This window comes from Pseudomonas sp. KD5 (assembly GCF_012932895.1).
Lineage (GTDB): Bacteria > Pseudomonadota > Gammaproteobacteria > Pseudomonadales > Pseudomonadaceae > Aquipseudomonas.
In genome coordinates this window covers 400,994-426,781 of record NZ_JDWJ01000006.1, presented here as the reverse complement: position 1 = coordinate 426,781, position 25,788 = coordinate 400,994, and the positions used below count along the sequence as shown (strand labels likewise).

Here is a 25,788-nt window from a genome sequence, read left to right as displayed (position 1 = left end):
CAGATTGCGGTGTGTGAAGACGCAATGAACCGAAAGTTCGCACCATTCACAAAAGCCGCACAAACTATCGCATACCCAATTTGCTGAAGCGTCGAAAGACGGTTCGGTACCCGAATTTCTTGACGACCATAGAGCATTGGAACCACCTGATCCCATCCCGAACTCAGAAGTGAAACGATGCATCGCCGATGGTAGTGTGGGGTTTCCCCATGTGAGAGTAGGTCATCGTCAAGATTAAATTCCGAAACCCCTATCTGCGTATGCAGGTAGGGGTTTTGTTTTGCCCGCAGGAAAGTTTCTTTAGCCTGGATCATGGCTATATCTTTTTTATCGAGTATCGCAATATATAAAAATATACAGCGAGAATTCGTACAAAAGGAATGATCGATGACAACGGCTCTGAGCGGTAAAGAAGCAGTAGGCGAGCGTTACACGCTGGAAACGATGCGCCATGCGCAGCAGATGACCTGGAAGGCCATCGAACAGATTGCCCGGGTTGTTTCTCCCGGCATGCGCGAGTCCAAAGCCCAGTCACTGGGTAAACAGGTTCTGTCGGAACTTGGCATGGATCGCATCTGGCACCCGCTGCTGATCCGCTTTGGCGCCAATACGCTCAAGACGTTCAAACAGCGCTCCGATGGCGATCCTGTGCTGGGTGACGAAGATATTTTTTTCGTCGACATGGGCGCGGTCTGGCAAGGGCACGAAGGTGATGCAGGGGCGACTTTCACCACCGGTTCCGACCCGGAAATGATCGCCTGTGCTGCGGCCTCTCGGGAGCTTTTCAATCGGGTCGAAGGCTTTTGGCGTAGCGAGCGGGTTTCCGGCATGGAGCTTTACCGCTATGCGGCTGACCAGGCGTAAGCCATGGGATGGAAGCTCAACCTCGACATCAAAGGCCATAGAGTCAGCGATTTCCCTCATGCGATTCACCGTGGTGGCGACCTCGGGGATTTAGACAAGTGCCCGACAACCGGCCTGTGGATTCTGGAAATCCAGATCGCCCACCCTGAACGCCCTTTCGGAGCGTTCTACGAAGACTTGCTTATCTGATCAAGGAAACCTCATGCCAAACCAAACAGGGCAACCGGTTCTGCTGTTCTCCTACGGTACTTTGCAGGACCGGGCCGTTCAGCTGTCCACCTTCGGGCGCGAGTTGAAAGGGCGCCTGGACAGCCTGCCAGGTTACAAGCAGAACCTGGTCGAGATAACCGATCCGGCGGTGTTGGCGGCGAGTGGGAAAACCCATCATCCGATCGTGCAGGAGAGTGGCGACGTGTCGGACGAGATCGCCGGCACTGTTTTCGAAATCACGGCCCAAGAGCTGGTCGCGGCCGACGAATACGAGGTGGCGGACTACAAACGCATCAGTGTGACCCTCAAGTCCGGCATCAGCGCTTGGGTCTATGTGCGAGCCTGATTGCTGGTAAGGGCGGCAGTAACTATGCGAGGGCAGACAGATTTGTCTCAGTTTCGCTGTAGGCTTCGCAGGGGATGACGACCGGAAGACTACCATCCTCCGTATCATCCCCCTGAAATCAAGACAGTGACTGACTATCAGCTCGCGTGACCTCCACCTCACCATTGGCCACGAGCCAGCGCAACAGTTCGGCTACTGACACCGTATGGCTACGCTCGATCCAACGCACCACCGCCTGGCCGTAGTGTTCGGTGTAGCGACTGAGCACCAGTTGGCGACAGTCCGCTGACAGGCGCAGGGTGATTTCCCGACAATGCAGATTGGCCGGATCTTGCTGGATTACCCGTTTCTGCAGAGTCAGGCTATTGCTTTCAGAACCCATCGGCCGCTGCTCCTGTGCACTGTGGGGTGGTGTGCTCTGACGAGCCTTGTTTGCCATCGGCTACGTAAGCGGCACGACGCTCGGCAACCACGTTACGCAGAGCGCCGTAGTAGTCCGGCAGTTTTTGCAGGCTGTCGGTCAACGGTAAGGCTTCTGCCCGACCATCGACGATGCCGCCGACAGTGCTGATAGTGGACAGCGTGTCCACGGTATCGCTGTTACTGCCGAACGGATCGACCACAAAGTCGAGCACGCGGCCGGCGGCGTCGCGACTGTTGGAGGTTCCGAGCAATGGCAGCTCGACGATCGGACCGTTGCCGATGCCCCACACGCCGAAGGTCTGGCCGAAGTCCGCATTGTGACGCGGGATACCGGCCATGCCGGAAACGTCGATCAAGCCCACCACCCCGACTGTGGTGTTGAGCACGAAACGCCCCATGGTATTGACCGAGCGCATCGGGTTGCCTTGCAGCAGGTCATTGATAAAGACCTTGGGCTCGCCGAAGTTCGCTACAAAGTTATGCACACCGGTCTGGAAAAAGTCCGGCATGTAACGATAGCCGCGAGCGACCGGCGCCAGAGCGTAGTCATCGAGCACCCGGTTAAACGCGAAGACCCCGCGATTGAGTGGTTCCGCCGGATCGTACACCGAATAGGCGACGTCGGCGCAGCTCACGTTGGTGGTAGACGGCGGTTGGCTGCTGCAACCCGTCAACCCTGCGGTCAGCACAGCAATCGAAGTATTACGGGCCAGCCAGGGAGCACACTTGAAAGGCAACATGGATGAGTCTCGGGAGGAATTCGCCGAGATACTGAGCCCCATGCCTTGCGCGAAGATGTCTGGTTTATTGCGGCGATGACGTTTTGTTGCAAGATTGAAATATATGACGCGCTGCCGTGAATGGTTTTAGATGGCGGTTCCATTCGCCCCCTTAAGTGACCTTCGGTGAACAGCCTTTTAATTGTGGACGACGATCTTGAAGTCCTCGATCTACTGAAAAAATTCTTCGTGCAGCACGGCTACAGTGTCGAGGTCGCCACAGACGGTGCGTCGCTGTGGGCGGCCATAGAGCGCCAGGCACCGGACCTGATCATTCTGGACGTGATGTTGCCCGGCGACAGCGGGCTGATCCTGTGTCAGCAACTGCGGATTCGATATGCAATGCCGGTGATCATGCTCACGGCCATGAGCGAGCTCAGTGACCGGGTGGTCGGGCTGGAGCTGGGCGCCGATGATTATCTGACCAAACCCTTTGACGCCCGTGAGTTGCTGGCCAGAGTGCGCGCCGTGCTGCGGCGTGTGGACGAGCGTCGTCCGGTGCCGCAGGAACGGCCACGGCCGCTGATTGATTTCGCTGACTGGCACCTGGACGTCACTCGCCGTGAGTTGCGCTCGCCGGACAACGTGATGATCCCGCTATCGGCCGGTGAGTTTGACTTGCTGCTGGTCTTCGTCGAGCACCCGCAGCGCATTCTCACCCGCGAGCAGTTGCTGGACCTGGCGCGCGGGCATTGCCATGAGGCGTTCGATCGCAGCATCGACGTTCAAGTCAGCCGCTTGCGACGCAAACTCGAGTCCGATACCAAGCGCCCGGCAATGATTCGCACAGTGCGCAATGGTGGTTACCTGTTCACACCCAGCGTGACGCGGCGATGAGCTGGCTGAAGCGGATTCGCGCCCGAGACTGGCCGCAAGATACGGTGGCGCGCTGGATTGCGTTGACGATCATTCTGGCCATGCTCATTTCACTGGCGCTCAACGGGTTGTTTATCCAACTGGCCGGCGTGTGGGCGCGTCCGCCGCTGACCGAAATCGGCCTGCTGGAAAAAGCCGCCGCCATCACCCGCGTCATCGAGGCCGCTCCGGCGCCTCTGCGTCCCTCATTGGCGCAAGCCGCCAACGAGAGCGGCTTCACAATCACTTGGCACCCTGATCGGCACGATCTCAATCTGCCGACAGTGGAAGATCCGAAGTCCGACATCGGTTCGAGCATCCTGCAGCCGATGCTCAGAGCCCCTGACCGGCGCATCGAAGCCTATGAACCGGCCGACTGGAAGGAGCACACGGCGGACGCACATTACGCGCTGCTGATCGAGTTGTCCGACGCATCGTGGCTGATGTTCTCCGCGCCCTCGCGCAGTTGGGGGCTCGACGAAACGCCACGCTATCTGATCGTGATCCTGCTGGTGCTGATCTCCACCGCCCTGGTCGCGCTGATCGCCACCCGACGCCTCGCCACACCTTTGCAGCGCTTTGCCGAAGGCGCCCGCCGCTTCGGCGTGGACTTCCGCGCACCGCCGATCGAACCACTCGGTCCCCACGAAATCCGTCAGGCTATTCTCGCGTTCAATGCCATGCAGGCCCAGTTGCAGCACTTCATTCGCGACCGCACGCAAATGCTTGCCGCCATCTCTCACGACCTGCGCGCCCCTCTGACGCGGATGCGCCTGCGTGGCGAGTTCATCGAAGATACCGAGCAACAGCAGCGGCTGTTTCGTGACGTGGATGAAATGCAGGCGATGATCCACTCGGCACTGGAGTTCTTCCGCGACGACGCCAGGCTTGAACCGGCCACCCAGTTTGATCTGGCGGAACTGCTGCAAACCCTGCTCGATGATTACCGTGATCAGCGTATTGAGATTGCCTTCAGCGGGCCGCTGCGGCTGGTGTATTTCGGTCGACCGTTGGGGCTCAAACGGGTGATCACTAACTTGCTTGATAACGCCATCAAGTACGGTAGTGAGCCGGAGATTGAACTGATTCCCGGTACTGGAGAGGTGCGGATCAAAATACTGGACCGTGGACCGGGTATTCCAGATGCCTGCCTTGAACAAGTGTTCGCACCGTTCTTTCGCATGGAAGGCTCGCGTAACAAAAGCACTGGGGGTGTTGGTTTGGGGTTATCGGCGGCGCGGGCGATTGTGCTGGAACACGGAGGCGAGCTGACCCTGAGTAATCGGTCGATGGGCGGGTTGGAGGCGTTGGTGGTGTTGCCGGTGCATTAGTCCCGAAAGACTCGCAACACATGCTTACATGTGGCGAGGGAGCAAGCTCCCTCTCCACAGTTTTCAGCCAACAGGCCAAGGGGCAATCTTCCCCAAGGATCGTGTAAACCTAAGCCTCCCAGCCAGCCCCACTAACCGCTGCCTGCGCCAGCGGGTGCAAGTCTGCTCCCTGATGCGCCGTCTGCCAGGCCAGCAACTCCTTGCGCATGCCGGGCGTCCAGTACATCTGCAGATGATTGCGCACGCCGAGCACGGCCTGTTGCTGATCCGGTTCGCTGGCAAAGTATTGGGCGATCTGGTTGACCATCTTGATCAGGTTTTCCGTACTCATCGGCGTACCTCGGCTTTTGTCCCGGCGCTACGTTCATGGCGACGTTCGTTGAGCAGGCGTTGTTGTTCGTCGCTGAATGCCTGATAGCGTTTTTGCCACTCGGAAGGGTGATAGACGCGGCTGACCTCCACGGCGGTGACCTTGTACTCCGGACAGTTGGTCGCCCAGTCGGAGTTGTCGGTGGTGATCACGTTGGCACCCGACTCAGGGAAGTGGAAGGTGGTGTACACCACGCCTGGGGCAACCCGCTCGGTGACTCGTGCCCGCAGTACGGTCTGGCCGGCGCGGCTGCCGATGCCGACCCAATCGCCTTCGTTGATCCCACGGCTCTCGGCGTCGGTCGGGTGGATTTCCAGGCGGTCTTCGTCGTGCCAGGCGACGTTTTCAGTGCGGCGGGTCTGGGCGCCGACGTTGTACTGGCTGAGGATGCGCCCGGTGGTCAGTAGTAGCGGATAGCGACTGTTGACCTTCTCCTCGGTCGGCACGTAGCCGGTGAGCATGAAGCGCCCCTTGCCACGCACGAATTCCTCAATGTGCATGGTTGGGGTGCCGTCCGGTGCCGCGGCGTTGCACGGCCATTGCAGGCTGCCGTGACTATCCAGTGCGGCGTAGCTGACGTTGGTGAAGGTCGGCGTCAGGCTGGCGATTTCATCCATGATCTCCGACGGATGCTTGTAGTTCATCGGATAGCCCAGGGCGTTAGCCAGAGCCACGGTGCCTTCCCAGTCGGCCTTGCCGCCCAGAGGCTCCATGACCTTGCGCACCCGGGAGATGCGCCGCTCGGCGTTGGTGAAAGTGCCGTCTTTTTCCAGGAACGAGGCGCCCGGCAGGAACACATGGGCGAACTTGGCGGTTTCGTTGAGGAAAATGTCCTGCACCACGATGCATTCCATGGCCGACAGCGCCGCGGTGACGTGTTGGGTGTTGGGGTCGCTCTGGGCGATGTCTTCGCCCTGGCAGTACAGGCCCTTGAAGCTGCCGGCCAGTGCAGACTCGAACATGTTGGGAATGCGCAGGCCCGGATCGGGTTGCAGGGTGACGTTCCAGGCCTGTTCGAACTGCGTCCGTACCACCTCGTTGGAGACGTGACGGTAACCGGGCAGTTCGTGGGGGAAGGAGCCCATGTCGCAGGAGCCCTGAACGTTGTTCTGCCCACGCAACGGGTTCACGCCCACGCCTTCGCGACCGATGTTGCCGGTGGACATGGCCAGGTTGGCGATGCCCATGACCGCGGTACTGCCCTGGCTGTGTTCGGTGACGCCCAGGCCGTAGTAGATCGCCGCGTTACCGCCGGTGGCATACAAGCGTGCAGCGGCACGGATATCGGCAGGTTCTACGCCGCAGACGGGGCCAAGGGCTTCCGGCGAGTTTTCCGCTCGGCTGACGAACTCTTTCCAGTGGGCGAAATCGTTGCCCTCGCAACGAGCGTCGATAAAGGCCTGGTTGAGCAAGCCTTCGGTGACGATGACGTGGGCCAGGGCGTTGAGCATGGCGACGTTGGTGCCCGGACGCAGGGCCAGGTGCAGTTCGGCGCGGGCATGCACCGTGTCCACCAGGTCAATACGGCGTGGGTCGATGACGATCAGTCGCGCGCCTTCACGCAGGCGGCGCTTGAGCTGGGAGGCGAACACCGGGTGAGCGTCGCTGGGGTTGGCACCCATCACCAGGATCACGTCAGCCTGCATCACCGAGTCGAAACTCTGCGTGCCGGCGGACTCGCCCAGGGTTTGTTTCAGGCCATAGCCGGTCGGTGAGTGGCAGACCCGCGCACAAGTGTCGACGTTGTTGTTGCCGAACGCGGCGCGCACCAGTTTTTGCACCAGATAGGTTTCTTCGTTGGTGCAACGGCTGGAGGTGATGCCACCAATGGAATCGCGGCCGTATTTTTGCTGCAACCGGCGGAATTCGCTGGCGGCGTAAGTCACCGCTTCATCCCAGCTGACTTCCTGCCAAGGGTCGTTAATGGACTTGCGGATCATCGGCTTGGTGATGCGATCCGGGTGAGTCGCGTAGCCCCAGGCAAAGCGCCCCTTGACGCAGGAGTGGCCGTGGTTGGCCTGGCCGTTCTTGTCCGGAACCATGCGCACCAGCTGGTCGCCTTTCATCTCGGCGCGGAACGAACATCCCACTCCGCAATAGGCGCAGGTGGTGATCACGCTATGTTCGGGCTGACCCAGTTCGACCACACTTTTTTCCATCAGCGTCGCGGTCGGGCAGGCTTGCACACAGGCGCCGCAGGACACGCATTCCGAGTCGAGGAAGTCCTCGCCACCGGCGGCCGCGACCCGGGATTCGAACCCGCGCCCGGTAATGGTCAGGGCAAACGTACCCTGGGTTTCTTCGCAGGCGCGCACGCAGCGGTTGCAGACGATGCATTTGCTCGGGTCGTAGTCGAAGTACGGGTTGGACGTGTCCTTCACGTCGTCCAGATGGTTCTCGCCCTCATAGCCGTAACGCACTTCCCGCAGGCCGACCTGACCGGCGACGGTTTGCAGCTCGCAGTTGCCGTTGGCCGAGCAGGTCAGGCAATCCAGCGGGTGATCGGAGATGTACAGCTCCATGACGTTGCGGCGCAGGGTCGCGAGCTTCGGCGTCTGGGTGTGCACGGTCATGCCTTCGCTGACCGGCGTGGTGCAGGATGCGGGGTAGCCGCGCATGCCGTCGATCTCCACCAGACACATGCGGCAGGAGCCAAAGGCTTCCAGGCTGTCGGTGGCACACAGTTTGGGGATGGTGGTGCCGAGCAACGCGGCGGCGCGCATCACCGAGGTGCCTTCGGGCACGCTGATGCTTTGGCCGTCGATGTTCAGGGTGACTTGCACCTGGCTTTCGCGGGCCGGGGTACCCAGATCCATATCGGTTTTCGGGTCGAATACAGTGATCATTGCTCGGCCTCCGAGGCTTGCAGACCGAAGTCGGCGGGGAAGTGCTTGAGGGCGCTGACGACCGGATAGGAGGTCATGCCGCCCAACGCGCACAGCGAACCGTATTGCATTGTGTCGCACAGGTCCTTGAGGATGATTGCCTGTTCATCGCGACCGCTCTGGTCAGGTGCGGCCAGCAGGCGGTCGATCACCTCAACGCCCCGGGTCGAGCCGATGCGGCATGGGGTGCATTTGCCACAGGATTCCTCGGCGCAGAACTGCATGGCGAAGCGCGCCATGTGGGCCATGTCCAGGCTGTCGTCAGCCACCACCACACCACCGTGACCGAGCATTGCGCCGATGGCGGCGAAGGCTTCGTAATCCAGCGGCGTGTCGAATTGCGACGGCGGCACCCAGGCGCCGAGAGGGCCGCCAACCTGCGCGGCCTTCAGCGGCCGGCCACTGGCGGTACCACCACCGTAATCTTCCACCAATTCGCGCAGGGTCAGGCCAAAGGCCCGTTCCACCAGACCGCCGTGACGAATATTGCCCGCCAGCTGGAAGGGCATGGTGCCCAGGGAACGGCCCATGCCGTAATCGCGATAGAACGGCGCGCCCTTGGCCATAATCATGGGCACCGAGGCCAGCGTCAGCACGTTGTGCACCAGGGTCGGCAGGCCGAACAGGCCCTGCAGCGCGGGGATCGGCGGCTTGGCGCGGACGATCCCGCGCTTGCCTTCGAGGGAGTCCAGCAGCGCGGTTTCTTCACCGCAGATGTAAGCGCCGGCACCGACCCGCACTTCCATGTCGAAGGCCAGTCCGCTGCCGCCGACATTGGCGCCGAGGTAACCGGCGGCCCGGGCGATGTCCAGCGCCTCGCGCAAGGTGGCCACGGCCTGTGGATATTCCGAGCGCACATAGATGTAGCCGTAGCTGGCGCCGACGGTGATGCCGGCAATGGCCATGCCTTCGATCAGCAGGAAGGGGTCGCCTTCCATCAGCATACGGTCGGCGAAGGTGCCGGAGTCGCCTTCGTCGGCGTTGCACACAATGTATTTCTGCGCCGCTTGGGTGGCGCGCACCGTGCGCCATTTGATCCCGGCCGGGAAAGCCGCGCCGCCACGGCCACGCAGACCCGAATCGAATACTGCAGTCGCGGTCTGCTCGCCGCCCAAGGCGATGGCCTGGGTCAAGCCCTCGAAGCCTCCGTGAGCCCGGTAATCCTCCAGGGACAACGGCCGGGTAATGCCGGCGCGGGCGAACAGCAGGCGTTGTTGGCTCTTCAGATAAGGCAACTCCTCCACCAGCCCCAAGGCCAGCGGATGAGCGGACAGCTCGCCTTGCAGCGCATCGAGCACGGACGGCACATCGGCAGCGGTCAGCGGGCCGAAGCCGATACGACCTTGCGGGCTGTCCATTTCCAGCAGCGGTTCCAGCCAGTACAGGCCGCGCGAGCTGGTGTGCTGCAAGTCCAGCGGCAGACCGCGCTCCCGGGCCTGAGTGGTCAGGGCCACGGCCACCTCATCGGCGCCTACGGCACGGGCAAGAGAATCACAGGGCAGATAAAGCGTCGGCATCATGCGTCCTCCTGGCAAGCGTTGAGCAGGGCATCCAGGCGTTCGGCAGTGAGCCGCGCATGCACCTGACCATCCAGCTCCAGGGCAGGCGAGCAGGCGCAGGCGCCGAGGCAATACACCGGGCGCAGACTGATGTTGCCGTCGGCACTGCTGCCGTGGTCGTCCAGTTGCAGGCGGTCGCGCAATTGCGCCGCGAGCTGCTCGGCGCCGCGGCTCTGGCAGGACTCGGCCCGGCACAGACGCAGGATATGTCGGGCAGGAGGCGCGGTACGGAAGTCATGGTAGAAGCTGATCACCCCGCGAACCTCGGCCTGACTCAGGTTGAGGGCGTGGGCAATCTCGGGAACGGCGGCATCGGGGATATAACCGATGCCCTCCTGAATTTCATGAAGGATCGGCAACAATGCGCCGGGTAAACCCTTGTGGCGCTCCAGCAGGCTGTTGACCATAGGCAGGTGCAACATCTCATCAGACATACAGCATTCCTCACGGTCACGGACAAACCAGGCGGTTGTCGGTCGTCCGAAAGTGTCGGCTGCGGCGTTCACACCACGTCACGGTTTCGTGGCATTTTCAGGCCGTTGGCCAGGGCACCCTGAGTGGGCATCTTGTTGTGCCCGGCGCGGTCTTCGCCGCACCTCTTCAGGCATATCACGCAGCTTGCCACGCCGCCTTTGAATCATCCGCACCAAAGCGACGTGTTCGGTTCTGCCTACGACTATCCATTAAGTCTAGATGAGCGGGGCGTGGGGCGTTCGCTCACTGACCTAATGCCCTGAGGGCCTGTCGATGCCTGATATATATCAAGCATCACAGGTAAGAAACAGCATCAGATCCGTGGGCAATTCCAGGGAGCAGATGCGTTGATTTATTGCGCTGTAAACCAAAGGCCCTATAAACATTCACGCTGGATAAAAAGCCCCGCTTTGATCTGATCAACTAAAAGCCCCGAAAAGCTCGGGGCTAACAATCCCTGTCAGACAACCGCAACCCCTGTAGGAGCGAAGCTTGCTCGCGAAAGCGCCAGCTCAGCCAACATCAATACTGATGCCCGGCCACCATCCCAAGCAGCTCACTCCCACAGGCGTCATACCGGTCACCCACCGGCATCAAAACCATCCCGCCATTCTCCAGCCACTACCCTTCAGATGTCGCCGCCCGCTCAGGTGCCGGCGCAGAATCTCGATCCCGCGCAAGCACCTTCACCGCATCATCAACCACCGCCTTACTCATCGCCGTCAAATAATGCGCGGCCCAGGCATGGCGGTCGGTATCTCTGGCATAGGCAGCATCTTCGGTCAGCTTCTTGGCGAGGAACAGAAAGTCAGAAGCCATGGATAAGGCGTCGCCGAGAGGAACGCCGTGGGTGACGTGGAAGAGTGGTTGATCGGAGCAGTAAATGGCGGGGGTTAAGCCGATGGTTTTGAGGTCTGATTGATCGGTCATTGGCCACCTCCGATGACGGAGAGGCGGTGGGAGAGGGGGGATGGTGGGGCGTTACGCGATTGGGAATTGCGTAGAGGGAAAAGACAAATTTTGTACGGATTCATGCTGCGCATTATCAGACTCCTTGATATGGGGAGCCGCCACGTTCGTTTCCACACGAATGGGTGACAGCTGTGCGCAGGGTGGAAAACCGGGAATCAAGGAAACCGGCACGCCCGAAGACGTCCCACGCACAGCCGCCATAGCTCACGCCGCAGACACAAAAAAAGCGCCGGCAGACGTGATGGGGGCGCTGTTGCGCCTTGAATTACACGGGTTTCCACACCCGGTCGCTGAATTGGCAGCGACGGTGAAAGGGTATCTTGTAGATTTCTTTCCCGCAACCTTCGAGAGCTTCGATACCAACCACATTCGTGAGGTTGGTACCTAATGCGTAGGAAGACTGGGCTTGTAACAGATGATGGCGTAGGTTTATTTGTTGCGCTAAGCAGAAATTCGACATCTGCCTATGGTTAGTCGACAATCCGGATTAGCGCCATACGCAACTCACGACTAGGGAAGAAATCATGGATGTACTCGAGCATTATCGTGCTCTTTTTAAGAACTCGGACATTGTATTGGCTGAGATGGTTGGAGCAAATGGGGTTGAGGCGTTGATTGCCTCCCATAATTATTTGCTCGATTTCGACGCAATAAAAATAGCTATTGCAGGGCGTCCAGAAGCGGCTGTTCTCGATTCTGCAGTAAAGGAATACCAATTTGCCCTTTTTGCTTTAGTCAGCGGCCAGTATAGGCACGCTTTTGGTGGGCTTAGACTTTTCTTTGAGCTCATGCTTGCTACAGTGCAGTTCTCCGCGCATGAAATCGATTATCGAATGTGGGCAAAAGATTCGAAGGATATAAATTGGAGTGCTTTGAAGGACTCGCAAAATGGAGTGTTTGCTACAAACTTTATTCGCGCCTTCAATCCAGGCTTTTCGGATTGTGGTAAGCAATACCTAGCCATTGCCGAAGCTGTCTATCGTGAGTGCTCAGAATTTGTTCACGGGAACGCAGGTACCCATGCGATTCTTCCTTCTGACATTGCATTTCAAAAAGAAGCTTTTTTCTCTTGGCATGACAAGGCTGCAACAATGCGACTGGCGATTATTTTTGCATTCTCCGCTCGCTATCTAAACTACATTACTAAGGAAGCGATGGATCGAATGGAGCCGATAATTACAGATGTTATTGGAGATTTAGCACCAGTTCAGGAAATTTTCGCGCAACCAGCGGGGACCTAATAGCCATGGCAGACTTTTTCTTTAGGACCGAGGATATTCGGCCCGACGAAGTTCTTGAATATTTTGTCGAAACGTCAAAAGACCGCCAAGTCGTTGATGCTCTGAAAAACAGAAATCCTGTTGTGCTAGTCGGGAGCCGAGGTGTGGGGAAGTCATTCCTGCTTCGAGTCGCACAAAAAGAACTCATGGATGCGTTCGAGCAGGACCGCGTATTTCCCGTTTATATCAGCTTCGTGAGAAGCTCATTGCTCCAATCGTCTGATCCGGACCAGTTCAAGCATTGGATGCTCGCAAGAATTTGCTCTTCTGTGATGAGAAGTTTGACGAAAGCTGGCCTGCTCGGTGGTGTTCCGAAGAGCATTGGCTTGCTTGCTGGAGGGGTGGTAACGTCGTCCATAGAGCGTACGAAGGTCGAGGAAATTGCTGACGCCTATGAGGCGTCATGGAAAACACCCCAAGTTGCCGTAAGTGCCGAAGGTCTTCCCACTATCGACGACTTTAAGGAGGCATTAGAAGATTTGGGTGATGAGCTCAACGTTTCCAGATTTGCCCTTCTTTTTGATGAGGCAGCGCATATTTTCTTGCCGGAACAACAACGGCAGTTTTTTACGATTTTTAGAGATTTGCGGTCGCATTGTATTACTTGCAATGCTGCGGTCTATCCTGGAGTAACAACGTTCGGTGAGACTTTTCAACCAGTTCATGACGCTACGATGCTCACCATTGATCGAGATATTCTCTCGAGCGACTATGTTGAAAATATGCGAGAAATCGTTCAAAAGCAGGCTGATAGCAATATACTGGCTCAAATTGCTCAATATGGAAAGAATTTCTCCACATTGGCTTACGCGGCGACCGGCAATCCCCGGCTGTTGCTAAAAACAATAGCTCAATGTCCGAAAATAAACTCTCAGCAAGTAAATGAGACAATTAGAGAGTTTTATAGAACCGAAATATGGGCAGAGCACTCTACACTGTCGGAAAAGTATTCTGGACATAAAGCTTTAATTGACTGGGGTAGAGAGTTTATTGAAGCTCAGGTACTTCCTGATATAAAGACCAAGAACGAGCAGTATCTTTCTTCCGACAAGGCTACGTCCGCTTTCTTTTGGATTCATCGGGATGCGCCAGAGCTTATAAAAGAGGCTTTGCGAGTCCTTGCATATACCGGGATTGTGATTGAGCACGCAGTCGGTATCAAAGCAAGCCGCGCCGAAATTGGAAAACGTTATGTGATTAATCTTGGTTGCCTTTTTGCACTTGAATCCACGCCGACGAGTTCGGCATTTGAGATTGCAAAAGAGTTGACTCCAAAACGGATGACCGAATATGGTTCGAATCATCCATCATATAAAAAACTTACCGATCAGGCCGCACTAATCACCGATGAAGGTATGGCGTTGGCCCTCAACACCCAATTAGATAGGCCGGCTAACGTACTCGATTTGACCGGTTGGCAATTGGAAAAGCTGACTGAGCTCGGCCTCAATACTGTCCGAGATGTGCTAAATGCGACAGAGGCGAAGCTTAAAGAAGCGAATTATGTTGGGGATAAAAGAGCGCGTCGAATGCGCAATGCAGCGGTCGCGGCTGTACTCGAGTACCTGTCAGGCTAATGCCGTACACCGTTTGTTGAGCTGAATCACAAAGCTAGCTTGCGTTAACGTCATCCCAGGGTCGACAAACGTAAGCTGGCTTCGTTACAAGTTCAACGTTCTCATTCTATATGCCTGGACACAGTTTGAGATTGAGGAATTTCATGTGGTTGTAATTTTTTGCCGGTGCCTAGTAAGCACGAAAAGGCGAAAAGAGGACTGACCGAAAAGTGAATTTATTACTCAAATGAGAATAAATATTTCCCCTTTCTTTGGTCTCCTTTCTCCTTTCTCCTTCCGAAATCAAATCACGTCATTGAATTTCGCGGCAAAGGTTTCACCGTAAATTTCCGATCCTTTTCTGAAGTCCCATTGCAGCACCAATCTGTTCACGTACGAGTCGGGCAACAATGGCAATCATTGCCTCTCTACTCGCTGGCTGCGAGATTAGGTCATTAGGGTGTTGCATAAGGATCGTGTCTATTGCCTCGGCGATGCTGTTTCCAGTAGATATTCGATTCAATCGTTTTGTTTGTAGTAGCGCAGAATTGAGCCAGATTAAGCCTTCGAGGCGCAGCGACTCACCAGGTTGAGTAGTCAGGAAGTGGCTGAAGATCGCGATGTTATCTTCGTCACCGGATAACTGCTCCTCCGCCCACCGCCGGTAATACGGTAATAATTCTGGCAATCGTTCACAGATGACACTCCCGTGCGTCAATTCGCGAGACGCATTGAAACCGAGCAGGTTCACATACATCTCCCGACCGCGATACCAACGTCGACCTGAACACCAATTCGCGGCGACGGCATAGTCAAGCATCGCTCGCCACTCGACTATAAAGCGATTCGGATCGTGTTCTCTCAACAGCGTAAGGAACCAACTCCCAATAAAGTTGTTGATCGCGTAATGGCCGTCAGGGCCCAAACCAAGGATTTGGCGCCAGATCGGAGCTGCTTCGCCTATTAATGGAGCGAGGATGAAGGTTGGGGCAATGCGTAAAATGGAGTATCCGAGCTCGCTTGGTAGATCATATTCACCTCCCTCGAAATCCTCCACATCTACCTCCATCTCGTCGCGCTCTCCTACCATGCGCCACTCTTCAAACCTCCACAGATGCCCGATTAGTGAGTGGTTCTCTGGTACTAAAACATTGACTTCAACGAGTTCATGGTCGATCAACCAGTTGAACCCTACGTTTAGAATTTGCCAGTTCAGCCCGGTAAACTGTCGCTTGCGACCTTGGGTCCCAACGTGTTCACAAATATCTGGTCGCAATCGAGTGCTTCGTATGACGAGCAATCGTTCTACCCGTCGGGCGATGTTGATTGGGTTGAAGCTGGTAAGGTCAGCGTTAGTGCCAAAAACAGGTTGATATCGAAGCCTTGTAAGCCAGCGGTTCCATCGAACCGTCACGGCGGGAGCGTCCTCCCAGTCTGGAGCGAGCCGGTCGAGTCCTGCCGCGAGAATTAACAGCCTCATCAACTGATACCATACGGGGCCTAAGAGGACTCGATTACGCGCCGCTTCTCGCATAAGCCCGCCAATAGCACTCTGATCTCGGCCGCTAATAACAGAAACCAGCACCTGATCCCATGAGCCCGAATCTTTAGTGTTGATGGCAGCATAGAGAGCACCGATTGCTGCAAACCGAAGCGTGCCGTACGAAGAATGGTTATTTTGCTCTTCGATCTTGTCGAGAGTGCTTCCCGTCTCCGTAATCAAAGTGTGTATGACATGGAGGGTTTTAGCTGTTACGTCGCCCTGACCTTGTAGCCAGTCGATGCCTCTTGCCATTAACGTCGCGGAAGCTGCCGCCATCATCCGGCGTTGGTCGTGGGATTCTGGAAGCGTCGAGCCGACCTCTGGCAGTAAGTTAGCCAAGTATGCGGCGTCTGCGTTTGAGAGAGGGGTCTCGCCCGCAAGGATTTCTTCGCACTTGTAAGGAACAGTGAACGGTTCGAGATTGATGGCGGCCGTTTTTTGAAACGCTGTAATGGCTTGTTGAAGTTCGATGGGGTAAACAATGCGTGATACCGCTTCGCCGTTCGTTTCATCGACTATCAATTGCCGGTAGATGGGGTCCAACTCCACGCGTAGGATTTGTTGTTCGATTAACGCTTTAGGGTCTACCGGTTGTGGCCAGAGCGCAGACGCGTCGGTTACCCTTTTTGCTAGGTCGGTGTCAGCTACGACAAGGTTGGAGAGTACAGATCGGAACGTTTTACGCCGATGAGGCGCTAGCACCCAATTCCGTGCCATGTTGAAAACGGTTTCTCCTTGTCGCGACCAGTTGAAGGCTGCGAAATTAAAGTTAACCGATTCCACCCGGCTATCGTCCCACCGATATAGCGCCTCGATTTCTGTAAGAGGAACCAGCACGCTTTGGAATAGTGTTGGCTGATACTTGCCGAGATTGACCAATACGCCGAGTAGTGCGGTGGAGGTTCCCATGTCGAGGATGCGTTGGCACCAAGGAGCGATGTCCTCGCCCGCGTCGATTTTCAGCGTCAGCCAGCGCTCCAGTGCGTCTAGTGCACTAAACAGCTGCCCGCTCGATGTCGAATTTTGCTGTGACCAGCCAAACTGCACATGGTTACCGCGAAACTCTTGTTTTTTGCCGCCGGCTAGCGATACCGACAAAGATGGAATATGCGCACCTACTGGAGCTCGTGCCGCCCAGCGCTGAGTCGCGAAATCGATCAACTGTCTTAGAGCAGCCAAAGCCGCGTCGGGCTGAATCTGAAGATAGAGCAAAAAGGGGCTCTTCCAGAAAATTGTCGGTGTGCTATCTAGGTCGAACTCCATTCCAAGATCGTCTTCGAAGTACATCGACGAACCAAACTCCTTGGTTTGGGGGACTTTAATAATGCAAGCGAGGAGTACTTCCGATGCTGCTGCTGGGGCGACCTGCATCAGTGTACTGAGCGCATTCCCGTGGAGCACTGCAGCGCGAAATGCTCCATTAATTCTTTCTGAAGGACCTTCCGGCCATGGCGGAAGCTTGATCTTGCTAAAAATAAGGGATGTCGGTATCGATCGAGGTCGCTGAGGTGAGTTTTTTTTTGCTGCGTCGAGTCGCACACGCTCTGTTAGGCGCAGTGTGTTTACACGCGTCTGTGAGGCTTCAACGAGGGGACGTCGCTGTGCCATCTCTAACGCGAAGATTGCAACATCCTCAGGTAAATCAGCCGCACCAGCGAGCGCGGAACTATAGATATGCTTAGCGTCGTTACCATGGGCGCCAACAATTCGGTGCGCAATGCTTTCGATCTGATCGGTTCTCGCCGTCTCCAATGCGAGACGTGCCATCACGTCGCGAAAAGGCATAGCGGTCTCGCCAATTATCCGTGGTGTTGTGTTCAGCCACAGGGCGCAGATCTTTGAAACGATAGGAGCACTTAGAGCCGATACACGCTCGACGTTGCGACTGAGAAACCGAGCCATGGGTATCCAGCGCCCGAGAATTGGCATCCGCATGTCAGCTTCAAGATAAATGCGCAGATCAGGACTTACAGGAAAAGTAGCGGGCACGCACGGATTGGTTGCCAGATGTAGGAAGCGATGGAATAGACGGAGAATGAGTGCGCCTCGTTGGGCGAAGAACAGCTCAGCGCGCGCTTCGAGATGTGTATCAAGGCGAGAGTCGAGGCATAGCGCGTCGAGCAGCAAGTCAGTAGCTTCTACATGCTTCAGTGCCGTCAAAGTAGCGAATGCGTGGTCCCAACCATGTCGGGCCTGATCACGTTCAGTGAGTAGGTGTTGGCCGAATAGTCTCAGCGATGAGATCCATAGAGGTTGTGGGGCAAGCAGCGCCCAGCGAGGAATGTCATCAGCGATCTCTTTCAACCGTTGGTAGCGTGCCCAATCGGATGCGAGATCGTGTTGAAATTCAATCCTGTTACGAGCGTTGACGATGAGCGGGACTTGGTTGGAACGTGTGTCAAACGCCGACGCGTCGGCGCCATCCAACTCACTTATCGCGAAGCTGCGCTCAAAAGATGCTTCGCGTTCGGCCAGCCGGATCATTAGCCTCTGAAGTTGAGCGCGTCCACCCGTCCATCGCAGCCAAAGCCTATCTGCGATTGTTGCTGTCGAGGTTAATTCTCCGCTGATTCCTTCTACAAAGGATGAAGCCGAGGCTATTACCCAGCCAAGTGTTCGTAAATTTGCTAGCAGCGGTAAAATTTCATCGTCGTTTGCAATCCAGCGAAGCGGGGTAACGTTCGCTAACGCCGATTGAACGGAAGCGTTGGACAGTGCTTGCACCATAACCTTCGGCCAAAAAGTGGTGATAGCGAGGGGCTGCGACTGGGCTTCAAAACCTATCGTTTGCGCGATGAAAACTATGCGCCACGGCCGATCATCATCTGTCTGTGTAACCAGTTCCCTGATCAGCTTCTCTAGCCGACTCAATGACGATGAATCAAGGCGTTCGGCAGAATCGAGGACAAGGATCTTTTTGTTCCCGGGACTCCGTATAAAGGTTTCGGTGAGAGGACAATCTAGTCCCATTGCGGAACGTTCTGCGTCGCTGAGCGCGCTCGCCAAGGTTTCGGGGCCCAACCATATTTGAGTCGTATCAGCGAAGTCTTGATCGAGCACGAGCTTCACCAGAGCAGATTTGCCAACTCCAGAATCGCCTAAAACAATACAGCCTGGCTTCGAGGCCAGCGCCGTCGAAAGTTGCAAATGTTCCGATGGGCGTGCCAGACAATTTCCACCCGGCAACGCAGTCTCGATTCCCGCTCGGTGATCTGATGTAAAGAGCATCAGGCGAGACCAGGTTGCAGAGATACTTGGATGTGCTTTTAAAGCAAAGCGCCCTCCGAGAAGCTGCAAAAGCTCCGAAAGCTCGATGGCGCCATTGCCGAGGCGTGCCTCCATCGCACGTTGAACAAGTGACTCCCATAGATTTTTGGCTTCTGTATCGCTTTCGGATAATAGGGCCATGCGGCAGCGATAGTGTGCGTGTGCCATCGAGTTAGACGGGTTTAATTGAAAGTCGACCGGATGGACTTCAAGACGTCCTATTAGTGCAATTGTTTCCGCGAGCTCCGGTATCACCCCATGCTGTGTTCCTGGGGTACGAATGCTGTTGAACACGCGCCGATGCCGCGCTGATGCGTCAATTCGCGCAAATGCGAGCGTCGGATTGCCGTCAGTGCACCAACTTTTGATGTCATGCCAAAGCGCATCAAACGCGACGTGTCGCCCGCGTGTAACCAAGGCTATTCGATCGGTATCACGACAAAAAGGTGCTTCTGCTCTCCACATATCCCAGGCAGCGGATACGAAGTCAGCAGGTAGTCCATGCCCCGTAACCTGAACGTTGCTTTTGCATGAAAGAGCTAACTTGTATTCGCGTCCGTTGGCATCGATTCCGACACAGAGAAGATCGTCAACCTTCCAGCCGATGGCCTGAGTCTGCGAAAACAACTTTCGTCCAGGAACGCTAATTCCATGGATCGGCATGTTGAGTAGAAACCAGCTAAGTAAGTCAGCTGCAACAAAATCCTCGAACGCAAATCCAGAGCCTGCAGTAGATCTCGTCGTTGCCGGATTGTGGCCCTTAGTCATAATGGTCCTCACGATGCGCTCCTTTCCATAGATCAACGCTAGACCATGATCCCAGGATGAAGTACCTCTCCGTTTTATCTTGTGCGGGAAAAGGTGGTTGTTTTGTTGTTTGTCTAAGAAAAGGGGGCGGGGTCTGTGTATCTATCGGGGATCCCCGGCTTTTTGGTAATCCCTCTTTAGTCAATGAATGTCTTTCAAGTAGTTCTTAAGCACGACGAGCGGCGCCGAAAGCTGCGTCATTGTCTGTGCCTTACTGAAATCAACTGACAACCTCTGCAGCTCCCTCCCCAACGGCTTATCCACACCCCCAATGGCTTCCAACGCCAACCCCACACACTCATCCACCTTCAACTGAATCGCCCCAACATCCCCCCGACGCACCAGCAACTCAAACACATCCCGCTGGTAATCACCCATGACCAGATCGTCACGCAAAATCGGACTTGAATCTTCCGTCTCGTAAGCCAGTTTCAGGGAGAAGAGGGCGACGCTTTCCAGCTGCAATTCCATGAGGGAATCCTTGTGAAATGTTCCACCGGTGCGGGACGTGCGTAAGAGAAGCAGGATCAAAAGATCGCAACCTTCGGCAGCCGTCACACGACAGCGGTGCGGGCAATGGCTTTTCTACAGGCGAAAAAAAAGGCCTTGCTAAGCAAGACCTTTCTTAATTTTGGTGCCCCGAGGGAGACTCGAACTCCCACTCCTTTCGAAAACGGATTTTGAATCCGCCGCGTCTACCAATTCCGCCATCAGGGCTCAATGGCGGCGAAGTATAGAGAGGTGAATACCGCTGGTCAATCAGGTACATGGAGAATTTTTGATATTTCCGCTAGACTTCCCGGCCCTGCTAGACGAACCCCATCATGCGCGTTGCTGACTTTACCTTCGAGCTCCCTGATTCGCTGATTGCTCGCCATCCTTTGGCCGAGCGTCGCGGTAGTCGCCTGTTGACCCTGGATGGGGTCAGCGGCGCCCTGGCACACCGTCAATTCACTGATTTGCTTGAGCATTTGCGCCCAGGCGATTTGATGGTGTTCAACAATACCCGGGTGATTCCGGCGCGGCTGTTTGGCCAGAAAGCTTCCGGCGGCAAGCTGGAAATTCTGGTGGAGCGGGTGCTCGACAGTCATCGCGTGCTGGCCCATGTGCGCTCCAGCAAGTCGCCCAAGCCGGGGTCGAAGATCCTTATCGACGGCGGTGGCGAGGCCGAGATGCTGGCGCGTCACGATGCGTTGTTCGAGCTGGGGTTTGCCGAAGAGGTGTTGCCGCTGCTCGACCGCGTCGGGCACATGCCGTTGCCTCCTTACATAGACCGCCCGGATGAAGGCTCGGACCGCGAGCGTTATCAGACGGTATACGCCGAGCGCCTGGGGGCGGTGGCGGCGCCGACGGCGGGGCTGCATTTCGATCAGTCGCTGATGGAGGCGATTGCCGCCAAGGGCGTCGAGACCACGTTCGTGACCTTGCACGTCGGCGCTGGCACGTTCCAGCCGGTGCGCGTGGAGAAGATCGAAGATCACCACATGCACAGCGAATGGCTGGAAGTCGGCCAGGACGTGGTCGATGCAGTCCAAGCCTGTCGCGATCGCGGCGGTCGTGTGGTGGCCGTGGGGACCACCAGCGTGCGTTCGCTGGAAAGCGCCGCGCGTGATGGCGTGCTCAAGCCGTTCAGTGGCGACACCGATATCTTTATCTACCCGGGCCGGCCGTTTCACGTGGTCGATGCCCTGGTCACCAACTTCCACTTGCCCGAATCCACGCTGTTGATGCTGGTTTCGGCATTCGCCGGTTATCCCGAGACCATGGCCGCCTATAAAGCCGCCGTCGACAACGAATACCGCTTTTTCAGCTACGGTGATGCGATGTTTATCACCCGTAATCCCGCACCACGTGGCCCTGAGGACAAAGAATGAGTCGCCAAAGTCGTATGTCGTTTGAGTTGCTTGCTACTGACGGCAAGGCGCGTCGTGGTCGCCTGACCTTCCCACGCGGTACCGTCGAGACCCCGGCGTTCATGCCGGTGGGCACGTACGGTACGGTCAAGGGCATGCTGCCGCGGGATATCGTCGCCACCGGCGCGGAAATCATTCTGGGCAACACCTTCCACTTGTGGCTGCGTCCTGGCACCGAAGTGATCAAGAAGCACGGCGACCTGCACGATTTCATGCAGTGGAAAGGCCCGATTCTGACCGACTCCGGCGGTTTCCAGGTGTTCAGCCTGGGCGCCATGCGCAAGATCAAGGAGGAGGGCGTGACCTTCGCCTCTCCGGTCGACGGCGCCAAAGTGTTCATGGGGCCGGAAGAGTCGATGCAGGTCCAGCGTGATCTTGGCTCGGACATCGTGATGATCTTCGACGAATGCACCCCGTACCCGGCCGACGAAGACGTCGCTCGCGTATCGATGGAGCTGTCATTGCGCTGGGCTCAGCGTTCGAAAAACGCCCATGGCGACAACACCGCGGCGTTGTTCGGCATCGTCCAGGGCGGCATGCACCAGGATTTGCGCATGCGTTCGCTGGAAGGCCTCGACAAGATCGGCTTCGACGGCCTGGCCATCGGTGGTCTGTCGGTGGGCGAGCCCAAGCACGAGATGATCAAGGTGCTCGATTACCTGCCGGGCCAGATGCCGGCTGACAAACCTCGTTACCTTATGGGCGTTGGCAAACCGGAAGATCTGGTTGAGGGTGTGCGCCGCGGTGTGGACATGTTCGATTGCGTGATGCCAACCCGTAATGCCCGCAACGGGCATCTGTTCATTGATACAGGCGTGCTGAAGATCCGTAACGCGTTCCATCGCCATGATGATTCGCCGCTGGATCCGACCTGCGATTGCTATACCTGCCAGAACTTCTCCCGCGCTTATCTGCATCACCTGGACAAGTGCGGCGAAATGCTGGGAAGCATGCTCAATACCATCCATAACTTGCGCCATTATCAAGTGCTTATGGCTGGTTTGCGCGAGGCTATTCAACAGGGTACATTGGCCGCCTTTGTCGATGCCTTCTACGCCAAACGCGGGTTGCCTGTTCCGCCTTTGGACTGAGTTTTCTGACCCCAAGATTCAACATTTGCAACTGGAGTGCTAAATGAGCTTTTTTATCTCTAATGCCATGGCTGACGCTGCTGCACCTGCGGCAGGCCCGATGGGCGGCGGCTTTGAGTGGATTTTCCTGGTCGGTTTCCTGGTCATCTTCTACCTGATGATCTGGCGTCCACAGGCCAAGCGCGCCAAAGAGCAGAAGAACCTGCTGAGCAGCCTGCAAAAAGGTGACGAAGTTGTGACCACCGGTGGTATCGCCGGCAAAATCACCAAAGTGTCCGACGACTTCGTGGTTCTGGAAGTGTCCGACACTGTTGAAATGAAGTTCCAGAAAGGCGCCATCGCCGCCACGCTGCCAAAAGGCACGCTCAAAGCGATCTAAGTTACAACTTCTACTCAATCGACGGGGCGCGCAAGGCGCCCCGCGTCATAAGCGGGCGGCGTGATGCTGAACAAATACCCTCTGTGGAAATACATTCTGATCCTGGCGGTGCTGGCGGTCGGTCTGATTTATTCCGCTCCCAATCTATATCCTGATGACCCGGCCATTCAGGTCAGCGGTGCAAGCACTGCGCTGCAAGTCAATCAGGCTGATCTGGACCGTGTGAGCACCGCGCTCAAGGAATCCGGGATCAACGTCAAGGCGGCCACGCTGGCGGCAAACGGCAAGGGCGGTCTGATTCGCCTGGTCAAGGCTGAAGACCAGCTGCCAGCCAAAGACGTCGTGCGCAAGGCATTGGGCGATGACTACGTCGTTGCACTGAACCTGGCGCAAACCACCCCGCAATGGCTGCGCAGCCTGGGCGCGCACCCGATGAAGCTGGGTCTGGACTTGTCCGGTGGTGTGCACTTCCTGCTGGAAGTGGACATGGACAAAGCCCTCGACGCACGCCTGAAAGTCTACGAAGGCGACGTCAAGAGCCTGTTGCGTAAAGAGAAACTGCGCTATCGCAGCCTGCCGCAACTGGGCGGTGCCATTCAGCTGGGCTTCACTGATGAAGACTCCCGCGAACAGGCACGTGCGCTGATCCGCAAGAACTTCAACGATTTCGACATTGTTCCGGCCGACCTCAATGGCCAACCGGTACTGCGTCTGGCGATGACCCCGGCCAAGCTGGCGGAAATCCGTGAATACTCCATCAAGCAGAACTTGACCACGGTACGTAACCGCGTCAACGAGCTGGGTGTTGCCGAACCTATCGTTCAGCGCCAGGGCGCCAACCGCATCGTGGTTGAGCTGCCGGGCGTGCAAGACACCGCAGAAGCCAAGCGTATCCTCGGCAAGACGGCCAACCTGGAGTTCCGTCTGGCCGCTGAGCCTGGCGCTTCGAAAGCCACTTCCGAGGAATTCGAGTTCCGTGAAGGCAAGCGTCCTCCGGCTCTGATCGAGCGTGGCCTGATCATCACCGGTGACCAGGTGACTGACGCCAAGGCGGGCTTCGGCGAGCACGGTACGCCAGAAGTGAACATCCGTCTGGATGGCCACGGTGGCGAGCTGATGAGTCGTGCGACTCGCAGCAACGTCGGCCGCAGCATGGCGGTAATCTTCATCGAACAGCGTCCGGTCACCACTTACGTCAAGCAAGTGGTCAACGGCGTCGAGAAAGACGTGCCGGTCCAGACGTTCAAGGAAGAGAAGAAGATCATCAGCCTGGCGACCATCCAGTCGCCGCTGGGTGCCCAGTTCCGCATCACTGGCCTGAACGGCCAGGGCGAATCGTCCGAGCTGGCGCTGTTGCTGCGTGCCGGTGGTCTGGCGGCTCCGATGTACTTCGCTGAAGAGCGCACCATTGGCCCAAGCCTGGGTGCCGACAACATTACCAAAGGTATCGATGCATCGTTGTGGGGCATGCTGTTTGTCTCGCTGTTCATCATGGCTATCTACCGCTTCTTCGGCCTCATCGCCACCGTTGCGCTGGCGGTGAACATGGTGATGCTGCTGGCCTTGATGTCGCTGCTGGGTGCAACGCTGACCCTGCCAGGTATCGCCGGTATCGTATTGACCATGGGTATGGCGGTCGACGCCAACGTACTGATCTTCTCGCGGATACGTGAAGAGATCGCGGCCGGCATGACCATTCAACGGGCAATCAACGAAGGCTTCGGCCGGGCATTCACCGCGATTCTCGACGCCAACCTGACGACCTTGTTGGTGGGCGGGATTCTCTTTGCCATGGGCACCGGCCCGGTCAAAGGGTTCGCCGTGACCATGTCCCTCGGGATCTTTACCTCGATGTTCACGGCCATCATGGTGACCCGCGCGATGGTCAACCTGATCTTCGGCGGTCGTGACTTCAAGAAGTTGTGGATTTAAGGGGCTGCCATGTTACGTACAATCAACTTCATGGGCGTTCGCAACTTTGCGTTCGGCGTCACATTGTTCCTTACCGCGCTGGCAATGTTCAGTGTCTTTCATAAGGGCATGAACTGGGGCCTGGACTTCACCGGCGGTACGCTCATCGAGCTGACCTACGAGCGTCCGGCGGATGTCACCAAGGTGCGTGAGCAACTGGTTACAGCCGGTTATCACGAAGCCATCGTGCAGAACTTCGGTGCGACTACCGATCTTCTGGTGCGTATGCCTGGCGAAGACCCGCAACTGGGTCACCAGGTGGCTGAAGCGCTGCAGAAAGTCGGCGGCGACAACCCGGCTCAGGTCAAGCGTGTCGAGTTCGTCGGCCCGCAGGTCGGTGAAGAACTGCGCGACCAGGGCGGCCTCGGCATGCTGATGGCGCTGGGCGGTATCCTGATCTACCTGGCTTTCCGCTTTCAGTGGAAGTTTGCGGTCGGTGCGATCGTATCCTTGATCCACGACGTGATCGTGACCATCGGTATCCTGTCGTTCTTCCAGATCACCTTCGACCTGACGGTGCTGGCGGCGGTACTGGCGATCATCGGTTACTCGCTCAACGACACCATCGTGGTATTCGACCGGGTTCGTGAGAACTTCCGCGTCCTGCGCAAGGCCAGCCTGATCGAGAACATCAACATCTCGACCACGCAAACCCTGCTGCGGACCATGGCGACGTCGATCTCCACCTTGCTGGCGATCGCAGCCCTGTTGTTCTTCGGTGGCGACAACCTGTTCGGTTTCTCCATTGCCCTGTTCATCGGTGTTCTGGCGGGTACTTACTCCTCGATCTACATCGCGAACGTGGTGCTGATCTGGCTGAACCTGAACAGCGAAGACCTGATTCCTGTGGCAACGAGCGAGAAGGAAGTCGACGACCGTCCATAACGGTTATCTTTTTCCTGCTGCAAGCCGA

Annotated in this window: 20 protein-coding genes, 1 tRNA gene, 1 rRNA gene and 1 pseudogene; 13 read left to right on the top strand and 10 right to left on the bottom strand. The window is 56.9% G+C overall.

The features are described from left to right. Positions 1-118 precede the first annotated feature (118 nt). The 3 genes and pseudogenes from rrf (at position 119) to AF70_RS16270 (ending at position 1,420) form a co-directional block, all read left to right on the top strand. A 5S ribosomal RNA gene (gene rrf, locus AF70_RS16280) occupies positions 119-234 on the top strand. A 153-nt stretch (positions 235-387) separates the two neighbouring features. After that, positions 388-1,053: pseudogene (locus AF70_RS16275) on the top strand (M24 family metallopeptidase). Positions 1,054-1,066: 13 nt separating this feature from the next. Next, positions 1,067-1,420, top strand: a complete 354-nt coding sequence (locus AF70_RS16270; protein ID WP_028939513.1) for a gamma-glutamylcyclotransferase family protein — start codon at positions 1,067-1,069, stop codon at positions 1,418-1,420. A gap of 118 nt (positions 1,421-1,538) precedes the next feature. Here AF70_RS16270 and AF70_RS16265 read toward each other — a convergent pair whose 3' ends face one another. Both AF70_RS16265 and AF70_RS16260 read right to left on the bottom strand, forming a co-directional pair. Continuing rightward, complete coding sequence (locus AF70_RS16265) at positions 1,539-1,802, bottom strand: hypothetical protein (protein ID WP_019581645.1); 264 nt, start codon at positions 1,800-1,802, stop codon at positions 1,539-1,541. Then, positions 1,792-2,583: a VacJ family lipoprotein gene (locus AF70_RS16260; RefSeq protein WP_028939512.1), complete on the bottom strand. Its 792-nt coding sequence runs from the start codon at positions 2,581-2,583 to the stop codon at positions 1,792-1,794. The genes AF70_RS16265 and AF70_RS16260 overlap by 11 nt, the downstream gene beginning before the upstream one ends. A 165-nt stretch (positions 2,584-2,748) precedes the next feature. Here AF70_RS16260 and AF70_RS16255 point away from each other — a divergent pair, with 165 nt between their 5' ends. Continuing rightward, positions 2,749-3,459: a response regulator gene (locus AF70_RS16255; protein ID WP_028939511.1), complete on the top strand. Its 711-nt coding sequence runs from the start codon at positions 2,749-2,751 to the stop codon at positions 3,457-3,459. Further along, positions 3,456-4,808, top strand: coding sequence for an ATP-binding protein (locus AF70_RS16250; RefSeq protein WP_028939510.1), 1,353 nt, complete (start codon positions 3,456-3,458; stop codon positions 4,806-4,808). Before AF70_RS16255 ends, AF70_RS16250 begins: the two co-directional genes overlap by 4 nt. 109 nt (positions 4,809-4,917) lie before the next feature. Here AF70_RS16250 and AF70_RS16245 read toward each other — a convergent pair whose 3' ends face one another. The 5 genes from AF70_RS16245 to AF70_RS16225 form a co-directional block, all read right to left on the bottom strand. Continuing rightward, positions 4,918-5,139: a formate dehydrogenase subunit delta gene (locus tag AF70_RS16245; RefSeq protein WP_019581641.1), complete on the bottom strand. Its 222-nt coding sequence runs from the start codon at positions 5,137-5,139 to the stop codon at positions 4,918-4,920. Further along, complete coding sequence (gene fdhF / locus AF70_RS16240) at positions 5,136-8,024, bottom strand: formate dehydrogenase subunit alpha (protein WP_028939509.1); 2,889 nt, start codon at positions 8,022-8,024, stop codon at positions 5,136-5,138. The genes AF70_RS16245 and fdhF overlap by 4 nt, the downstream gene beginning before the upstream one ends. Further along, positions 8,021-9,583, bottom strand: coding sequence for an NADH-quinone oxidoreductase subunit NuoF (locus tag AF70_RS16235; protein WP_028939508.1), 1,563 nt, complete (start codon positions 9,581-9,583; stop codon positions 8,021-8,023). Before AF70_RS16235 ends, fdhF begins: the two co-directional genes overlap by 4 nt. Then, positions 9,580-10,056 (bottom strand): formate dehydrogenase subunit gamma, encoded by a 477-nt coding sequence (locus AF70_RS16230; protein WP_018926718.1) that lies wholly within the window; start codon positions 10,054-10,056, stop codon positions 9,580-9,582. Before AF70_RS16230 ends, AF70_RS16235 begins: the two co-directional genes overlap by 4 nt. A gap of 661 nt (positions 10,057-10,717) precedes the next feature. Continuing rightward, positions 10,718-11,026, bottom strand: coding sequence for a DUF3077 domain-containing protein (locus AF70_RS16225; protein WP_028939507.1), 309 nt, complete (start codon positions 11,024-11,026; stop codon positions 10,718-10,720). 40 nt (positions 11,027-11,066) lie between these two features. On the opposite strand from AF70_RS16225, the gene AF70_RS29615 reads away from it, so the two are divergent. From AF70_RS29615 to AF70_RS16210, 3 genes are all read left to right on the top strand, one after another. Continuing rightward, a complete protein-coding gene (locus AF70_RS29615; RefSeq protein WP_028939506.1) occupies positions 11,067-11,456 on the top strand; it encodes a hypothetical protein in 390 nt (129 codons plus the stop codon). Between the two features lie 136 nt (positions 11,457-11,592). Further along, positions 11,593-12,309: a hypothetical protein gene (locus AF70_RS16215; RefSeq protein ID WP_028939505.1), complete on the top strand. Its 717-nt coding sequence runs from the start codon at positions 11,593-11,595 to the stop codon at positions 12,307-12,309. 5 nt (positions 12,310-12,314) lie between these two features. Next, positions 12,315-13,925, top strand: coding sequence for a hypothetical protein (locus AF70_RS16210; protein WP_028939504.1), 1,611 nt, complete (start codon positions 12,315-12,317; stop codon positions 13,923-13,925). A 316-nt stretch (positions 13,926-14,241) separates the two neighbouring features. Here AF70_RS16210 and AF70_RS16205 read toward each other — a convergent pair whose 3' ends face one another. From AF70_RS16205 to AF70_RS16195, 3 genes are all read right to left on the bottom strand, one after another. After that, positions 14,242-19,494 (bottom strand): ATP-binding protein, encoded by a 5,253-nt coding sequence (locus AF70_RS16205; protein WP_028939503.1) that lies wholly within the window; start codon positions 19,492-19,494, stop codon positions 14,242-14,244. Positions 19,495-19,662: 168 nt separating this feature from the next. Next, on the bottom strand, positions 19,663-19,992 hold the full coding sequence (locus AF70_RS16200) for a hypothetical protein (RefSeq protein ID WP_028939502.1): 330 nt from the start codon (positions 19,990-19,992) through the stop codon (positions 19,663-19,665). 161 nt (positions 19,993-20,153) lie between these two features. Then, positions 20,154-20,238, bottom strand: a tRNA-Leu gene (locus AF70_RS16195). A 107-nt stretch (positions 20,239-20,345) separates the two neighbouring features. Here AF70_RS16195 and queA point away from each other — a divergent pair. From queA to secF, 5 genes are all read left to right on the top strand, one after another. Further along, positions 20,346-21,395, top strand: a complete 1,050-nt coding sequence (gene queA, locus AF70_RS16190; RefSeq protein ID WP_028939501.1) for a tRNA preQ1(34) S-adenosylmethionine ribosyltransferase-isomerase QueA — start codon at positions 20,346-20,348, stop codon at positions 21,393-21,395. Positions 21,396-21,409: 14 nt separating this feature from the next. Next, entirely contained in the window at positions 21,410-22,525 is a 1,116-nt protein-coding gene (tgt, locus tag AF70_RS16185) for a tRNA guanosine(34) transglycosylase Tgt (RefSeq protein ID WP_019651852.1), read from the top strand. A gap of 43 nt (positions 22,526-22,568) precedes the next feature. Beyond that, positions 22,569-22,904, top strand: a complete 336-nt coding sequence (gene yajC, locus AF70_RS16180; RefSeq protein WP_007934009.1) for a preprotein translocase subunit YajC — start codon at positions 22,569-22,571, stop codon at positions 22,902-22,904. A 63-nt stretch (positions 22,905-22,967) separates the two neighbouring features. Further along, positions 22,968-24,836, top strand: coding sequence for a protein translocase subunit SecD (secD, locus tag AF70_RS16175; RefSeq protein ID WP_019581634.1), 1,869 nt, complete (start codon positions 22,968-22,970; stop codon positions 24,834-24,836). A 9-nt stretch (positions 24,837-24,845) separates the two neighbouring features. After that, positions 24,846-25,760 (top strand): protein translocase subunit SecF, encoded by a 915-nt coding sequence (gene secF / locus AF70_RS16170; RefSeq protein WP_019581633.1) that lies wholly within the window; start codon positions 24,846-24,848, stop codon positions 25,758-25,760. Positions 25,761-25,788: the final 28 nt, after the last annotated feature.